At 70.3% G+C, this 15000-nt stretch carries 15 protein-coding genes (1 of these 15 only partly in view); 11 read left to right on the forward strand and 4 right to left on the reverse strand.

Going from position 1 to position 15000, the window contains the following annotated elements:
- Nucleotides 1-183 precede the first annotated feature (183 nt).
- Nucleotides 184-915, reverse strand: a complete 732-nt coding sequence (locus ACWD6R_RS20690) for an SDR family NAD(P)-dependent oxidoreductase (protein ID WP_451820076.1) — start codon at nucleotides 913-915, stop codon at nucleotides 184-186.
- Here ACWD6R_RS20690 and ACWD6R_RS20695 point away from each other — a divergent pair.
- From ACWD6R_RS20695 to ACWD6R_RS20705, 3 genes are all read left to right on the forward strand, one after another.
- Nucleotides 833-1009 (forward strand): hypothetical protein, encoded by a 177-nt coding sequence (locus tag ACWD6R_RS20695; protein WP_451820079.1) that lies wholly within the window; start codon nucleotides 833-835, stop codon nucleotides 1007-1009. The genes ACWD6R_RS20690 and ACWD6R_RS20695 overlap by 83 nt on opposite strands.
- Nucleotides 1010-1239: 230 nt before the next feature.
- Complete coding sequence (locus ACWD6R_RS20700; RefSeq protein ID WP_451820030.1) at nucleotides 1240-2649, forward strand: IS4 family transposase; 1410 nt, start codon at nucleotides 1240-1242, stop codon at nucleotides 2647-2649.
- A 74-nt stretch (nucleotides 2650-2723) separates the two neighbouring features.
- Entirely contained in the window at nucleotides 2724-3575 is an 852-nt protein-coding gene (locus tag ACWD6R_RS20705; protein WP_451820031.1) for an IS5 family transposase, read from the forward strand.
- Nucleotides 3576-3600: 25 nt separating this feature from the next.
- Here the strand turns inward: ACWD6R_RS20705 and ACWD6R_RS20710 are convergent, their stop codons facing one another.
- A complete protein-coding gene (locus ACWD6R_RS20710) occupies nucleotides 3601-4119 on the reverse strand; it encodes an N-acetyltransferase family protein (RefSeq protein WP_451820032.1) in 519 nt (172 codons plus the stop codon).
- 327 nt (nucleotides 4120-4446) lie between these two features.
- On the opposite strand from ACWD6R_RS20710, the gene ACWD6R_RS20715 reads away from it, so the two are divergent.
- The 4 genes from ACWD6R_RS20715 (at nucleotide 4447) to ACWD6R_RS20730 (ending at nucleotide 9633) form a co-directional block, all read left to right on the forward strand.
- Nucleotides 4447-5346 (forward strand): TIGR01777 family oxidoreductase, encoded by a 900-nt coding sequence (locus tag ACWD6R_RS20715; protein WP_451820033.1) that lies wholly within the window; start codon nucleotides 4447-4449, stop codon nucleotides 5344-5346.
- 170 nt (nucleotides 5347-5516) lie between these two features.
- Nucleotides 5517-6830 (forward strand): NAD(P)/FAD-dependent oxidoreductase, encoded by a 1314-nt coding sequence (locus ACWD6R_RS20720; protein ID WP_451820034.1) that lies wholly within the window; start codon nucleotides 5517-5519, stop codon nucleotides 6828-6830.
- Nucleotides 6831-7150: 320 nt separating this feature from the next.
- Nucleotides 7151-7339, forward strand: coding sequence for a hypothetical protein (locus ACWD6R_RS20725; RefSeq protein ID WP_451820035.1), 189 nt, complete (start codon nucleotides 7151-7153; stop codon nucleotides 7337-7339).
- A gap of 17 nt (nucleotides 7340-7356) precedes the next feature.
- Nucleotides 7357-9633: an alpha-L-fucosidase gene (locus ACWD6R_RS20730; protein ID WP_451820036.1), complete on the forward strand. Its 2277-nt coding sequence runs from the start codon at nucleotides 7357-7359 to the stop codon at nucleotides 9631-9633.
- Nucleotides 9634-9750: 117 nt separating this feature from the next.
- On the opposite strand, the gene ACWD6R_RS20735 is transcribed toward ACWD6R_RS20730, so the two are convergent.
- The gene (locus ACWD6R_RS20735; protein WP_451820037.1) at nucleotides 9751-11427 is read right to left on the reverse strand and encodes a regulator; all 1677 of its coding nucleotides are present in this window, start codon (nucleotides 11425-11427) and stop codon (nucleotides 9751-9753) included.
- Between the two features lie 264 nt (nucleotides 11428-11691).
- On the opposite strand from ACWD6R_RS20735, the gene lipB reads away from it, so the two are divergent.
- The 4 genes from lipB to ACWD6R_RS20755 all read left to right on the forward strand — a co-directional run bounded on the left by lipB (nucleotide 11692) and on the right by ACWD6R_RS20755 (nucleotide 14812).
- Nucleotides 11692-12603 carry a lipoyl(octanoyl) transferase LipB gene (gene lipB, locus ACWD6R_RS20740; RefSeq protein ID WP_451820038.1) on the forward strand — a complete coding sequence of 304 codons (912 nt, stop codon included), beginning with the start codon at nucleotides 11692-11694 and terminating at the stop codon, nucleotides 12601-12603.
- Nucleotides 12604-12613: 10 nt separating this feature from the next.
- A complete protein-coding gene (gene lipA / locus ACWD6R_RS20745) occupies nucleotides 12614-13579 on the forward strand; it encodes a lipoyl synthase (protein ID WP_451820039.1) in 966 nt (321 codons plus the stop codon).
- Nucleotides 13580-13884: 305 nt separating this feature from the next.
- On the forward strand, nucleotides 13885-14085 hold the full coding sequence (locus tag ACWD6R_RS20750) for an SCO2195 family GlnR-regulated protein (protein ID WP_037693926.1): 201 nt from the start codon (nucleotides 13885-13887) through the stop codon (nucleotides 14083-14085).
- A 19-nt stretch (nucleotides 14086-14104) separates the two neighbouring features.
- The gene (locus ACWD6R_RS20755) at nucleotides 14105-14812 is read left to right on the forward strand and encodes a DUF4191 domain-containing protein (protein ID WP_393309841.1); all 708 of its coding nucleotides are present in this window, start codon (nucleotides 14105-14107) and stop codon (nucleotides 14810-14812) included.
- 89 nt (nucleotides 14813-14901) lie between these two features.
- Here ACWD6R_RS20755 and ACWD6R_RS20760 read toward each other — a convergent pair whose 3' ends face one another.
- Nucleotides 14902-15000, reverse strand: partial view of an RDD family protein gene (locus ACWD6R_RS20760; RefSeq protein ID WP_451820040.1) — the end only. 369 nt of this gene lie beyond the right edge of the window; the window shows 99 of its 468 coding nt (coding positions 370-468); its start codon lies off the right edge, out of view — the gene reads right to left on this strand; its stop codon occupies nucleotides 14902-14904.

Raw genomic sequence — 15000 nt, forward strand, 5'->3', positions numbered from 1 at the left:
CGACCACGTCGCCGGGATCAACGTGCGCAACCGCGCACGCTCGGCGTGGGTATTCGTCAACATGCCCGATCCGCTCCCGGCCTGAACCGGGAGCGGTAGATGTGACCCGTGACCACCCTGTCGTAGGGGGCAGTCGGGAGCATAAGCGGGACCGTATCGAACCGAGTCAGCAAGCCCGGTCGTTTACGGCCGAGTAGTTGACAAGTGGGTGCCGCCGTCGACGCGGATCTCCGTACCCGTGATGAAGGCACCGTCCTCGGAGCCCAGCATCGCGACGACGCCCGCCACCGTGTCAGGGCTGGCGAAGCCTTCACCCAGCGCCGGGGGCAGCTTCATGAAGAGCGACATGTCCGCGTCGGCCGGCAGCCCCGGGCCGTTGCCGCTGGTCATGTCGGAGGAGATCGATCCGGGTGCGACGGCGACGACGCGCAGACCCTGCTTGCTGTACTCGCTCGCCAGCGCGTGCGTCATCGACTGGATGCCGCCCTTGCTCGCCGCGTACGCCGACATATAGGGGTGCGCGAAGCTCGCCGAGGTCGACGAGAAGTTCACGACGACCGGCTTGTCGCCCGCCAGCAGCGCCGGTATCGCCTCACGGATCATCAGGAACGTGCCGGTGAGGTTGACCGCGAGGATCTTGTTGAAGAACTCCAGCGAAGTCCTGTGCGTGTGCTCCGAGCGCAGGATGCCCGCCGCGTTGACCAGTACGTCGAGGCCGCCGAGCGCGGCCACGGCGTCAACGACACCGGCCCGGACCGCGGCCTCGTCCGAGATGTCAAGGACAGCGGTGGTGAGTCTCTGCGCGACGCCGCCCGCCACAGCGGTGTCGTACGTGGCGGACCCGCTGGAGGTCCGGCTGGCCGCTGCGGCTGCCACGGACGCGGTGCGGGTGGCGCTGGAGGCCTGGGCGGTCACGGACGCGCCGACGACGGGGCCCGGCTCCCCCGCCGTTCTCGCGGTGCGCTGCCTGCATGAACTCATGGGCGGCATGCGACTGTTCAAGGGGTGAGGCGGTAACGGCCGCACCCACGACAGGGCGTCGGGAGCCCACTCCCTGTCGTGGGTGCGGCCGTAAGACCGACCGGCAATAGGCGCCCTGGAGGTGGCGGAGCATCAGAACGGCCACGGCAACACCGTTGCGTTTGAGTCTGGAGTCGCCGGTCAAGCCCTGGTGAATGACGCAACGGGACGTCCTGATAGATCAGCTTGTGTCGAGCAAGAAGATCATCGGGAGTCCCGTTGCAGGAGAAGTCTGTCATCACGCGCACGATCGAGGCGGCCGGGGGTGTGTACGCGCCCGGCCACTTGGGCGAGTTGACCCAGATCGTGGACTTCGTACTGGTGGACACGGTGGTTGAGGAGACCGGGTCACGTGAGAAGAGGCTGCGGCTGCTGCCGTCCCGGGTGGTGGTCTACTTCGTCCTCGCGCTGGCCCTGTTCGAGGACTGCTCCTATCGGGGCGTGTGGGGCAAGCTGACGGCGGGGCTGGAGGGATGGCCGTTGGTGCGTCCGGCGGTCTCCTCGCTGTCCAGGGCCCGACGGCGCATAGGAGCGGCACCGCTGCGGCGGCTGTTCGAGATCCTCGCCGGGCCCGTCGCCCACCTCGGGCAGGCCGGTTCGTTCTATCGAGGGCTTCGGACCGTGGCCGTGGACGGCACCTTGCTGCACGTGCCCGATGAGGAGGCGCTCACCTGGCGCTATCCCAAGCGAGCGGGCGAGAGCGTGGAGTTCGGCTACCCGCTGCTACGACTCGTAGTCCTGGTCGAGTGCGGCACCCGTGCCGTGCTGGCCACCGCGTTCGGCCCCGAGAGTGACGGCGAACTCACCTACACAGGCCGCCTGTTGAGTGTGCCGGACCGCACGATGCTCCTGCTGGCCGATGCCGGCTTCGATGGAGCCGAGTTCGCCCGGGACGTCCAGGCCACCGGCGCCCAGTTCCTGGTGCGCTCCTCCGCCCGCCGGATACCCACCCCCTTCCGGCACCTGGGCGACGGCTCCTGCCTGGCCCGGATCGGCTACGGCGTCCTGCCCGTCCTGCTGACCGTCCGCGTCATCGAGGCGTCCATCACCGTGACCCTGGCCGATGGCACCGTCCGCACCGAACAGTGGCGCCTGCTCACCAGCCTCCTCGACCCGGCCGCCCACCCAGCCGCCGGGCTCGTGGATCTCTACCACGAGCGGTGGCAGTCGGAGACGACGTACTTCTCGATCAAGGCAACCATGCTGGACGGCCGTGTCCTGCGCTCCCGCAGCCCGACCGGCCTCGACCCAGAGGTCTACGCCCTGCTCACCACCTACCAGGCCCTGATCCGCGCCGCCGCCGACACCGCCTGCACCCGGCCCGGCCTGGACATGGACCGCATCAGCTTCACCGTCCTGCAGACCACCGCCGCCGACACCGTCACCACCGCGACCGCGATCCTGCCCCCGACCGGACCCGCCGACCTCCTCGGCACCATCGGCCGGGCCGTCCTCGACGCCCTGCACCCCGCCCGCCACCGGCACCGCGTCAAGGCCCGCACCCGGAAGAACCCCACCAGCAAGTACGGGCCGAACGCCGGACAACACCCCACGACCAGCCAGAACTACACCATCCACACCACCGTCACGTTCTTCGAGCACGGGCTTGCGAGCCGCTCACGGACGTAAACGCAACGGTGTTGACGGGCACGGGTCCACGTGATCATGGAGTTCTCTACGCTCAGTGATCGCGAAGGACAGCCGTGCCCGCACTGCCTTCTTGCCTGCTCGAACCCCTCTGGAACCAGTTCGTGGCGCTCGTGCCCGCTCGGGAGGAGTTCGACGCGGGCCACCCGCTTGGCTGCCACCGCCGCCGTGTCCCTGACCGGACTGTGTTCGAGCACGTGGTGCTCGCTTTGGTCCACGGCTCGGGCTACGAACGGGTCTCCAGCCCCGGATGCTCTGACCGGACCATACGTCGACGTGTCAAAGAGTGGGCTGAGCAGGGGATATCCGAAGTGGTGCACGTTCTCGCTCTGGAAGCGTACGACCGGATGATCGGCCTGGAACTGTCCGAGATGTCCGTGGATGGTTGCATCACCAAGGCCCCATGTGGCGGCCAGAGTGCGGGCCGGTCCCCGGTGGATTGCGGAAAGCAGGGCCTGAAACGCTCGGTCGCTACTGATGCCCGCGGCGTCCCGCTCGGCCTGGTAGCGGCGGGAGCCAACCGCCACGACTCGCCGCTGCTCGGACCAACTCTCCACGCAGCCATGGACCAGGTCGGGCCACTGCCGGACGACGTGAACGTCAACCTCGACCGGGGCTATGACAGCAGCACGTCCCGCGCTCTGCTCCGGGAGTTGGGCTTCACCGGTGAGATCGCCCGCAAAGGCGTGCCCGCCCCGATCCAGGCCGGCAAGCGGTGGGTCGTGGAACGAACGCACTCGTGGATGAACAGCTACGGCAAGCTACGACGCTGCACCAAGAAGAACAGCACCGTCGTCGAGTTCTACCTCCACCTGGCCGCAGCGCTCGTCACTCTCCGTATGCTGATCCGCCACGCCACCATTCACTACCGCTGGGATCAGCGTCCCACCACACGCCGCCTCAAGTGATCCATTTGCCGGTCGCTCTAAGTCGTCACAGGGCGAGCGAGCGGCCCATCATCACGTCGTCGACGTAGCGCCCGGCCAGGAAGAACTCGCCCGGCAGCGCCCCCTCGACGACGAACCCCTCCGACTCGTACAGCGCCCGGGCGGGCGCGTTGTGCGCGAGCACCCGCAGCGTCATCCGGTTCGCCCCCTCGTTGCGGGCCAGCGCGAACGCGGCCCGCAGCAGCCCTGTGGCGACACCGCTGCCGCGCGCCCAGTCGGCCACGGCGAGGCCCTGTATCTGTCGCACATGCGTGTTGCAGGCGAGCGGGGTCGGCGCGACGACCTGGATGTAGCCGGCGATGCGTATCTCACCCGCCGGATCCTTCGCCTCGGCCACGAGCAGTTGCTCGGGCCGGTTGCGGTCGTTGAAGAACGGCTCGTACGGCGGGTGCGGCCGCGGCGTTACGGCGTGGAGGGTCGACCACGTGGCCCGGTCGAGCTCCCCGAGAGCGGTGTCGTCGGAGAGAACGGCGGGGCGCACGGTGCGGGTGCGGAGCTCAGGCATGGGCGCCACTGTGCCACGACCCGCCCGGTCACGTCATCGCATATCTGCCGGGCGCCCGGCGGAGCCGAACGGGAAGCGGCGGCGGAAGTCGTCGGCCGTGGACGAGGGGCGCCCAGGTGTACGAGCCGGTGGCGCCGACGAGGAAGCCGGCCGCGATCGGTGTGACGCCGCCATCACCCCTGCGGACAGCGAGGCGGCGACGGTCTGCGCCCTGCGGCATAGTGCACCACTACCGGGATGTCGCCCTGCAACTGCTGTTCGAGTGATTCGGGCTTGACGAGTGACCGGGGCGAGGCACCCCGTACGCCGCTGCGGCAGGATGGGGCCATGGTGTACTCCCGTATCGCTGTCACCGGATCCACCGGACTCATCGGAGCCGCGCTGGTGCGCTCACTGCGGGCCGACGGACACGAGGTCGTGCGCCTCGTCCGGCACCCGGCGCGCGCCGGGGACGAGGTCGAGTGGGACCCGAAGCGGGGTTACGTCGACGGGGCGGGCCTGGTCGGCTGCGACGCCGTCGTCCATCTCGCCGGCGCCGGGGTCGGCGACCACCGCTGGACGCAGGAGTACAAGCGGGAGATCCGGGACAGCCGGGTGCTGGGCACGGCGGCGATCGCCGAGACGGTGGCCTCCCTCGACGTACCGCCGAAGGTACTGCTCTGCGGGTCGGCCATCGGCTACTACGGCGACACCGGGGACCGCGCGGTCGACGAGAGCGCGCCGCACGGCACGGGCTTCCTGCCGTCCGTCTGCGTGGACTGGGAGGCTGCCGCGGCTCCGGCGGCGGCGGCAGGCATCCGGACGGTGTACGCGCGCACGGGCCTGGTCGTCGCCCGGGAGGGCGGGGCCTGGGGGCGGCTGTTCCCGCTGTTCCGGGCGGGGCTCGGCGGGCGGCTCGGCAGCGGGCGCCAGTACTGGAGCTTCATCGCGCTGCACGACCACATCGCGGCCCTGCGGCACCTCCTCGACACGGAGTCGCTGTCCGGACCGGTGAACCTGACCGGCCCCGGCCCCGTGACCAACGCCGAGGTGACAGCGGCGATGGGGCGCGTGCTGCACCGTCCGACGCTGTTCTCCGTCCCGGCGCCCGCACTCCGGATCGCCCTCGGGGACTTCGCGGAGGACGTGCTGGGCAGCCAACGGGTACTACCCGCACGGCTGCTGGACTCGGGGTTCACCTTCGCCTTCCCCGGCATCGACGGCGCCATTCGCGCGGCGCTGCACTGACCACGCACAGTCGAATCACACGAGTGTGCGACCCCGTGCAACGGTGCCCCGGGCCGCGCGCGACTGCGCCCGCACCGGACCCCTCCTAGCCTCGTGGCGAACTCGGGCATTCCGGGGGCATGTTGGGGGCAAGAGCCTCCCAGCAGTTGCGCCGACTCGGGGAGGGGCACGTGCTCAGCACGGCACACCACGCGGACGTCGTCATCATCGGTGCCGGGATCGCCGGCCTGTCAGCAGCCCATCAATTGACCAGTGCAGGGGTCAGCGTCAGCGTCCTGGAGGCCGGCCCACGCGTCGGCGGCCGGATGACCACCGAGAAGGTGGACGGGTTCCGGCTCGATCACATCGGCCCGCTCCTCAACACCTCGTATCCGGAACTGCGCGCCGCGCCCGGCCTCGAAGGGCTCCTGCTGCGGAGCTTCGCTCCGGGGGTCCTCGTCCACAGCGAGGGCCGCCAGTACCGGACCGGCGATGCGCGCCAGGTACGGAGCGCACGGGGCGCATTCAAGGCGGCGCGCGCCCTGGCGAGCGCCCCCCGCCCGCCGATGGGCGGGCCGATCGACCAGGCCAGGCTCGGCGCGGCCCTCGCCCGCCTCGCGACCACCCCGGCCGCCCGCATCCTGGCCCGGCCGGAGCGGACCGCGCTCGCCGCCCTGTCCACCCGCGGCCTGCCCTCCCGTACGGTCAACGGCTTCCTGCGCCCGCTGCTCGCCGCGCTGCTCAGTGACCCCGGGCTCACCACATCGAGCCGATGCGCCGATCTCGCCCTGCGCAGCTACGCGCGCGGCCGGCTGTGCGTACCGTCCGGCGGCTCGGCCACGCTGCCCGAGCTGCTGGCGGCGGCCCTGCCGCCCGGCACCGTGCGGACCGGCGTCCATGTCACCGCCGCCGACATCACCTCCGTACGCACCAAGGAACACGGTGAACTGGGCTGTCGTTCCCTGCTGCTGGCCACCGGTGCGAGCGCCGCCGCCGAGCTGCTGCCCGGTCTTCGGGTGCCGTCCTTCCATCCGGTGACGGTCCTGCACCACACCGCCCCCGCTCCCCCGCCGACCGGCGCCTCACTGCTGCTGGACGCCGACCGCTCGGGCCCGGTGGCCCACACCTGCGTGATGAGCGAGGTCGACCCCTCGCGCGCCCCGCACGGCCGGACCCTGATCACGTCGACGGTGCTCGGCACCCCGCCGCCCGATCTCGACCGCTCGGTCCGCACCCATCTCGCCGCGTTGTACAGCACCCCAACAGGCGACTGGGAACTGCTGGCCGCCCACCACGACCCTGAGGCGGTCCCTGCCATGCTGCCCCCGCACGATCTGCGCCGCCCGGTCAGGCTGCTCGCCGGGCTGTATGTGTGCGGCGACCACCGGGACACGAGCACGGTGCAGGGCGCCCTGTTCTCGGGCCGTCGCGCGGCGCACGCCATCCTCGGCGATCTGGGCATCCGGCCCGGCCACCTGGAGGCGGAGCTGCGCGAAGCGGCCTGAGTCCGCCCGCGCGCATCCTGCCCCGGACCGGCCGATCCCAACCCTCAACACCTCTTACAGATCGGATCTCTCGCCCCACCTCCCACTTTCGGGAGTGGTCCACACCACTCCCGCAAACACCCTTGTCGTACGACACACTTACCGCTACGGTCCTGGCGCAACCAGACTTCAGGAGACCCGTAGTGCGCCGAGTCATGCCCGTTCCGCCGCCCCTCTTAGCTCTAGTCATCGGATCTATCACTTCCATCGCGGTGGCGAACGAGCCTCCGGACGAACCCGCATCGAGCACAGGCACCACAACGGCCGCCCCAGGGCCGCCCATGGGCCGCACCACCCTGTCTGCGAACGGCGAGCGCGTCGGCACGGTCGACGCCTCCATCCCGCTCCCGCTGCGCTCGATCGGCACCGAGAAGGCCGGGCTGCGCGGAGATCTCGACGAAGTCACCACCTGGGACGAGGCGTTGAGCCCCGAACAGGTCCGGGCCGACTACGCGCACTACGACCGATGACCCGAAGGGAACCCGCAGTGACCCGCACTCGCACCCATGCCCGTACCCGTACCCGTACCCGTACCCGTACCCGTACCAGACTCGTCGGAGCGACGGCTTTGGCAGCCCTCGCCGGCCTCCTGACCACCCCGGCCTCCGCCTCGCCCGAACCCACGTCGAAGGACTACGAGCCGACGGTGGAGTCCCTCAACAGCCACCCCACGCCGACGTGGTTCAACGACGACAAGTTCGGCATCTTCATCCACTGGGGCGCCTATTCGGTGCCCGCCTGGGGCCCGCGCGGCAGCTACGCCGAGTGGTACTGGTACTACATGAACAGCAAGGGCAGCGCCACCAACACCCACCAGAAGGACACCTACGGCACGGCCGCGAACTACGACGACTTCATCGGCCAGTGGAAGGCCGAGAAGTACGACCCGGAGGCCTGGGTGAAGCTGTTCAAGGACGCCGGTGCCAAATACTTCGTGCTGACCTCCAAGCACCATGAAGGCGTCGCACTGTTCGACAGCAAGGTCAGCGGCCGCGACACCGTGGACCTTGGCCCGAAGCGCGACCTGGCGGGCGACCTGTTCAAGGCGGCACGCAAGGACACCGAGGGCGGGCAGCTGAAGGCGGGCTTCTACTACTCGCTGTACGAGTGGTACAACCCGTCCTACACCGGCAGCCCGGTCCGCAACCCGTACACCGGCGCCGAAGTCCCGTACACCGGCGCCCCGTCGGTCAAGGACTACGTGGGCGACTACATGGTCCCGCAGCTGAACGAGCTGGTCGACCAGTACGATCCCGACATCATCTGGTGCGACGGGCAGTGGGACGAACCCGCGTCGTACTGGAAGACCGCGCCCGTCATCGCCGACTACTACAACCGCGCGAAGAACCGGGCGCACCCGAAGGAAGTCGCGGTCGCCAACCGCTGCAAGATCGAGACCGGTGCGCTGGACAGCAGGGAACTCGACTTCCAGACACCCGAGTACACGGTCAAGCCGGACATCGACCCGGACAAGTGGGAGGCGAGCCGGGGCATCGCGCACTCCTACGGCTACAACCAGAACGAGCCCGAGGAGGACCACCTCACCTCCGACCAGCTGATCGACTCGCTCACCGACATCGTCAGCAAGAACGGCAATCTGCTGCTCGACATCGGCCCGCGCGCCGACGGCACCATCCCCGAGATCCAGCAGCGGCGGCTGCTCGACATCGGAGCCTGGCTGAAGATCAACGGCGAGGCGATCTACGGGACGACCTACTGGCACCACGCCGACGAGCCGACCGGAGACGACAAGATCCGCTACACGGTGAAGGACGGCACGCTGTACGCGACCGCGCTGGAGTGGCCCGGCGCCGAACTCACCCTCGGCGCCGACACGCCCGTCACCGCCGACTCCCGTATCACGCTGCTCGGTTCTGATGGCAGCGCGCTGCCCTGGCACAAGGACTCCGCAGGCCGCGTGATCGTCGAGACGCCGAAGGACGGGGCGTCGGCCACCAGGAGCACGAGCGCGTACGTCTTCAAGGTCACCACCCCGGGGGTGAACACCCTCGTCCGCACGAGGACCGAACTGCCGAAGGAGCTCAACCCCGGACGCGCCGCCGACGGCACCCTGACCCTCACCAACACCGCCCGCACGCGTGCCTCCGGGACCGGGATCGGACTGTCCGGACCCGAGGGGTGGACCGTCACCCCGGCGGCCACCCGCGTGGACCCGCTGTCGCCGGGCGCGGACGCGAAGGTCCCGTTCACCGTGACGCCGCCCGCTTCGGCGGCCCCCGGTACGTACAGCGTGAACATCACCCTGCGCCACGGCCCTCTCACGACCACCACGGCGGTCAAGGTCACGGTGGCCCCGGAGAACCTCGCCCGTAACAAGCCGGCCACCCAGAAGAGCACCGCGTGGGACGCCCCTGCCTCCCGCGCCGTCGACGGGAACACCGACGGCTCCTTCGGGTCGGGCTCGGTGACCCACACCGCGGAGCCCGCGTCGCAGGCGTGGTGGCAGGTCGACCTGGGCGCCTCGAAGTCACTGTCCGCAGTCGACATCTGGAACCGCACCGACTGCTGCTCCGACCGGCTGAAGGACTTCTGGGTCCTGGCCTCGGACACCCCGATCACGGCCGACGGACTCGATGCGGCACGGACCGCACCCGGTGTGACGGCGGTCCATGTCACCGGTCAGGCCGGACGGCCGTCCACCGTGCAGCTCCCGGCGGGCACCTCCGGCAGGTACGTCCGCGTGCAACTGACCTCCGGCACCAACCCGCTGTCGCTGGCGGAGGTCGAGGTGCGCGGGCACTGAGAGAGCCCTGCCGAAACGGGTGGTGGCCCGGACCGATCGCTCCCGGTCCGGGCCACCACCCGTTCCGTCGGGCGCAGGAGTCACGCGGCAGCGTCATCCGTGGTCACGCGGGAAAAATCACCCGAGGGCCGCGACCCGGTCCCGGTATCCGCGTACCGCAGCCGCGTCCCGGTACGGCTCAAGGCGACGCTCGAAGTCCCGTACGTACTCCGTCGCCCGAACCGACCGCATCTCCGCCGCCTGCTGGGCCGCCTCCGCGCCGAGCAGGCACGCCTGGTCGAGCTCACCGAGCCCGAGCCGGGCGGACGCCAGCACCACCCGGCAGAACAGCCTGCTCCGGGCGTACCCCGGGGCGCGCAACTGCAGCGAGCGCTCCGCGTGCTGGGCGGCGGCCCGGTACTGCTGCAGATCGCGGTGGCAGTGCCCGAACTCGTCGGCGAGCTGCGCCTCGTCGAAGTAGCGCGCCCAGTACGGTACGTCGTCCCCGGGCCGGGCGGTCTCCAGCGCGCGTTCCGCCCGCGCCAGCGAGGCCGTGCAGGTCCTGGCCTCGCCGAGCACGCCGTGCCCACGCGCCTCGACGGCGTGCAGCAGGGCCAGGACGACGGGCGGCGCCGACGAGCCGATGCCCTGCTGGGCGACGCGCGCCAGCTGGACGGCTTCCCTGCCGTGCCCGAGATAAACCGCCTGCCGGCTCATGGTGATCAGCACGTAACTGCCGTACGCCCGGTCCCCCGCTGCCTGCGCGAGCCGCAGCGCCTGGACGAAGTAGCGCTGGGCGAGACCGTGCGCCGCGATGTCGTACGAGGTCCAGCCCGCCAGCCGGGTCAGATCGGCGGCTGCCGAGAAGAGCCGCCGCCCAGTGGTCTCCCCGTACGTCCCGCGGAGCATCGGCTCGGCCTCGTGCTCCAGGTAGCGGACGAGGGCCTGGCGGGCGTGGCCGCCGCCGTAGGCGTTGTCGAGGGTGCGGAAGAGCTCGCCGACGGAACGCAGGGCGGCGACATCGCCGCTGCTCACCTTCTGGCCGGATCCGCGGTCGGTCTGCCGCTGCCGGGGGACGCCGGGGGCGCCGGTTGCCGGCGGCACGAGGTGCACCGGAGGCCCGGCAGAGGCGGAGGGCGACGCGGCGGGCCCGGAGGGCCTGGCGGGCGCGGGCCCCCGGGCGCCGTATCGGCCCCCGGGCCCGCTCGCCCCGTGCAATCCACGCGCCCCTGCGTGGGCCGTGGCGTGCGCTCCGGCGTGCGAACCACGGGACCCGTTGGCCCCCACCGGCCCGCGCTGCGCACCGAGCACCGGCGCCGCCTGGGTCCCGCTGCCCCCGCCGGGGGCAGCCGTCTCGCTCCCCCGCCCGACCCACTCGTCGGCCCGTCCGATCAGCCAGTCGCGGCTGGGCACCACGAGCCCGGCCGGGGTGAAGGCGATCTTACGCAGCTCCGCCTGGCTGCCCGAGTCCTTCCGCCACAGGCCGCTGACGATGTCCACCGCCTCGGCCGGAGTGGCGGCGAACTCCAGGCCGGCGTAGACGGGCGCACACCCGTCGAGGCCCAGGTCCTGCGCGGAGAGCCGGCGCCCGAGCCGCCGGGTGAAGACCTCGGCGATCAGTGCGGGGGTGGTCCCGCGCGGTTGCTGGCCGCGCAGCCAGCGAGTCACGGAGGTCTTGTCGTAGCGCAGATCCAGGCCGTGTTCGAGGCCGAGCTGGTCCACCCGGCGGGCGAGACCGGCGTTCGAGAATCCGGCTTCGGTGATGAGCGAGGCGAGCTGGCGGTTGGGGGTGCGCTGCGGAGGTCGTTCCGACATCAGCTGTACGGTCTCCTGCCTTCGGGGCCGGGCGGGCAGCCCTTATGGAACGGCGCGAATTTAGCGGGCCCTACGGCGGCCGCAGTCTCCTTCGCTTCACATTCATCCGATCGTGTGAGGATTGGGGGTGGCGCTGACGGGAACAACCTGCCGGGCCACCGCTCCCGGGGCGGTCGTACAGTGGCCCGGGGCGCGAATCAGTGCATGGTGACGTGGTTCCGGGGCACCCCCGGCTCCCGGTACCGCAAGTAGGGAGGCATCTCCGTGAGTGAGCTTCGGTTCGTCCGGCTGGGATTCGGCGAGGAAGCCGTCGACTACCAGGAGGCCTGGCAGAAGCAGCGCGAGGTGCACGCGGCCCGGTTCGAGGACACGGTTCCCGACACCTGTCTGCTGCTGGAACACCCGCCGGTCTACACGGCGGGACGACGTACGACCGACAGTGAGCGCCCCCTGGACGGCACTCCGGTCGTCGATGTGGACCGCGGCGGAAAGATCACCTGGCACGGCCCCGGGCAGCTCGTCGGCTACCCGATCCAGAAGCTGCCGCGCCCGGTGGATGTCGTGGCGCATGTCCGCAGGCTGGAGGACGCGCTGATCCGTACGGCTGCCGAGTTCGGTCTGGAGACCAGCCGGGTCGAGGGCCGCAGCGGAGTCTGGGTGCTCGGTGACCCGGTCGAGGAGCGTCCGTCGCTCGGCGGCCTCTCCCTCGACTTCGACCCGCGGCTGCACGACGAGGAGTTCGACCCGCGGCTGAACGGCCCCGAGTACGCCCCGTCCAACGCCGGTCAGCGCCGCGAGGACCGCAAGCTGGCGGCGATCGGCATCCGGGTCGCCAAGGGTGTGACCATGCACGGCTTCGCGCTGAACGTGAACCCGGACAACACCTGGTTCGACCGGATCGTGCCGTGCGGCATCCGCGATGCGGGCGTCACCTCGCTCGCGTACGAGCTGGGCCGCGACGTCACGATCGCGGAGGTGCTGCCGGTGGTCGAGAAGCACCTGAAGGACGTCCTGGAGAACGCGGAGCTCGCCCCGCGGGAGATCGACCGGGCCTCGCCTGACTGGGGCCCCGGGAATGGCCCGGCCCACCCCCTGGTTGCCCAGGGGCAAGGGCCACACCCCAACCGCACAAATAGCGGGCGTACCCTGGTGTTCGCCGAAGAATCGAAGTCGTAGGGAGCCGGACGTGTCCGCTGTCGCACCCGACGGGCGCAAGATGTTGCGCCTGGAGGTCCGGAACAGCCAGACCCCCATCGAGCGCAAGCCCGAGTGGATCAAAACCCGGGCGAAGATGGGCCCCGAGTACAACCAGCTGCAGAAGCTCGTGAAGAGCGAGGGTCTGCACACGGTGTGCCAGGAGGCCGGCTGCCCGAACATCTTCGAGTGCTGGGAGGACCGTGAGGCCACCTTCCTCATCGGTGGTGACCAATGCACCCGGCGCTGTGACTTCTGTCAGATCGACACGGGCAAGCCGCAGGCGCTGGACCGGGACGAGCCCCGCCGCGTCGGCGAGTCGGTCGTCACGATGGACCTGAACTACGCCACGATCACCGGCGTCGCCCGCGACGACCTGGAGGACGGCGGAGCCTGGCTGTACGCGGAGACCGTGCGTCAGATCCACGCGCTGACGGCGGGGCGCGAGGCCGGTGCCACCAAGGTCGAGCTGCTGATCCCCGACTTCAACGCGGAGCCCGAGCAGCTGGCCGAGGTCTTCTCCTCGCGCCCCGAGGTGCTCGCGCACAACGTCGAGACGGTGCCGCGGATCTTCAAGCGGATCCGCCCCGGTTTCCGTTACGAGCGTTCCCTGGAGGTCATCACGCGGGCCCGCGAGGCCGGTCTGGTGACCAAGTCGAACCTCATCCTCGGTATGGGCGAGACCCGCGAGGAAGTGAGCGAGGCGCTCCAGGACCTGTACGACGCCGGCTGCGAGCTGATCACGATCACGCAGTACCTGCGGCCCTCCGTGCGCCACCACCCGGTCGAGCGCTGGGTGAAGCCGCACGAGTTCGTGGAGCTGAAGGAGGAGGCCGACGAGATCGGCTACTCCGGTGTGATGTCCGGGCCGCTGGTCCGTTCCTCGTACCGGGCCGGCCGGCTCTTCCAGCAGGCGATCGAGCGGCGCGGCGCGGTCACGACCGCGCCCACTGCCTGACCCCGGACTGTGTGAATCCGGGCACAAGAAGCTACTGAACGGTACTGGCTGAATCGACGCGGCCCATACGCTCCCCGCAGGTCGGGGACGCGTATGGGCCGCGTCGGCGTGCGCGGCGCCCATATCAAGGTTTCATTGGTGTTTGACCGAAAGGTCATGCGCTGGTAACACCGAGCAGTGACTCTGGATGCACGCAGCGCAGTGGTTTTCACGGCTGCCGCCGCCACTGCTCACCGTCTCCAGCCCGCGCAAACAACTCCTGTAACCCACTCACTCCGCGCATCCGTTCCGAGGGGACTTCCACGATGCAGGCCGTGCCGGTACGTGCCACCGCCATTCCGTCCGTCACCGATGCTCTCCGCGCCGTCGAGTCGCTGCTGCTGAGCAGCGGCCAGCGCACCGCCCGCCGCAACGCCTGGACGGCCGTCCTCGAGGACCGCCGCCGGGCCAAGGACCGGGTCGAGACCGAGTACGTACTGGAGGCCGTGGCCGACCACCGTTCCTAGGCCACGTAAACTTCAGTGCATGGCGAGGAAGGCAAACACTGACGGCGCGGACAGCGTCGAGAACGCGGGGCGGCTCAAGCAGATCGCCCTGACCTACAAGATGACCCGGCGGGCCGACTCCAAGATCGGTCTTGTCGTCGCGGGTGTGGGAATCGTCACCTTCGGCGTCCTCCTCGCCATCGGCTTCTTGATCGACCACCCGATCTACCTGGGCATCCTGGGCTTCGTGCTGGCCCTCCTCGCGATGGCGATCGTCTTCGGGCGGCGTGCCGAGCGGGCGGCCTTCGGGCAGATGGAGGGACAGCCGGGCGCTGCGGCGGCGGTACTGGACCGCGTGGGCCGCGGCTGGACCACGACTCCGGCGGTAGCGATGAACCGCAGCCAGGACGTCGTCCACCGGGCCGTCGGCAAGGCGGGCATCGTGCTGGTGGGCGAGGGCAACCCGAACCGGGTCAAGCTCCTGCTGGCGGCCGAGAAGAAGAAGATGGCCCGCATCCTTGTGGACGTACCCGTGCACGACATCGTCGTCGGCAACGACGAGGGCCAGGTGCCGCTGAAGAAGGTCCGCACCAAGATGCTGAAGATGCCGCGGGTCCTGACCGGCCCGCAGGTGACGGCGGCCAACGACCGGCTGCGGGCGATGGGCGACCTGATGAGCAACATGCCGCTGCCGAAGGGCCCGATGCCGAAGGGTATGCGGATGCCGCGCGGCGGCAAGATGCGCTGACGCCGCACACTCGACGCACAAGAGGGCGGGCTGCGAACCACTGAGGTTCGCAGCCCGCCCTCTTCACATCTCCGCTCGTCGGACCGCTCTCAGATCCGCACCTGCACGGCGCGCGAGAGCCGGTCGTGCAGCCCGCGCCCGTCGCGGTCCCAGACCAGAGCCGGAATCGCCAGGCACAGCAGCATGCT

This window comes from Streptomyces sp. NPDC005151, assembly GCF_053599875.1.

Coding starts and splice junctions, on each gene's coding strand:
- ACWD6R_RS20710 (WP_451820032.1), bottom strand. CDS start 4,119: ATGCCTGAGCTCCGCACCCGCACCGTGCGCCCCGCCGTTCTCTCCGAC.
- ACWD6R_RS20715 (WP_451820033.1), top strand. CDS start 4,447: ATGGTGTACTCCCGTATCGCTGTCACCGGATCCACCGGACTCATCGGA.
- ACWD6R_RS20725 (WP_451820035.1), top strand. CDS start 7,151: ATGGGCCGCACCACCCTGTCTGCGAACGGCGAGCGCGTCGGCACGGTC.
- ACWD6R_RS20735 (WP_451820037.1), bottom strand. CDS start 11,427: ATGTCGGAACGACCTCCGCAGCGCACCCCCAACCGCCAGCTCGCCTCG.
- ACWD6R_RS20750 (WP_037693926.1), top strand. CDS start 13,885: ATGCAGGCCGTGCCGGTACGTGCCACCGCCATTCCGTCCGTCACCGAT.
- ACWD6R_RS20755 (WP_393309841.1), top strand. CDS start 14,105: ATGGCGAGGAAGGCAAACACTGACGGCGCGGACAGCGTCGAGAACGCG.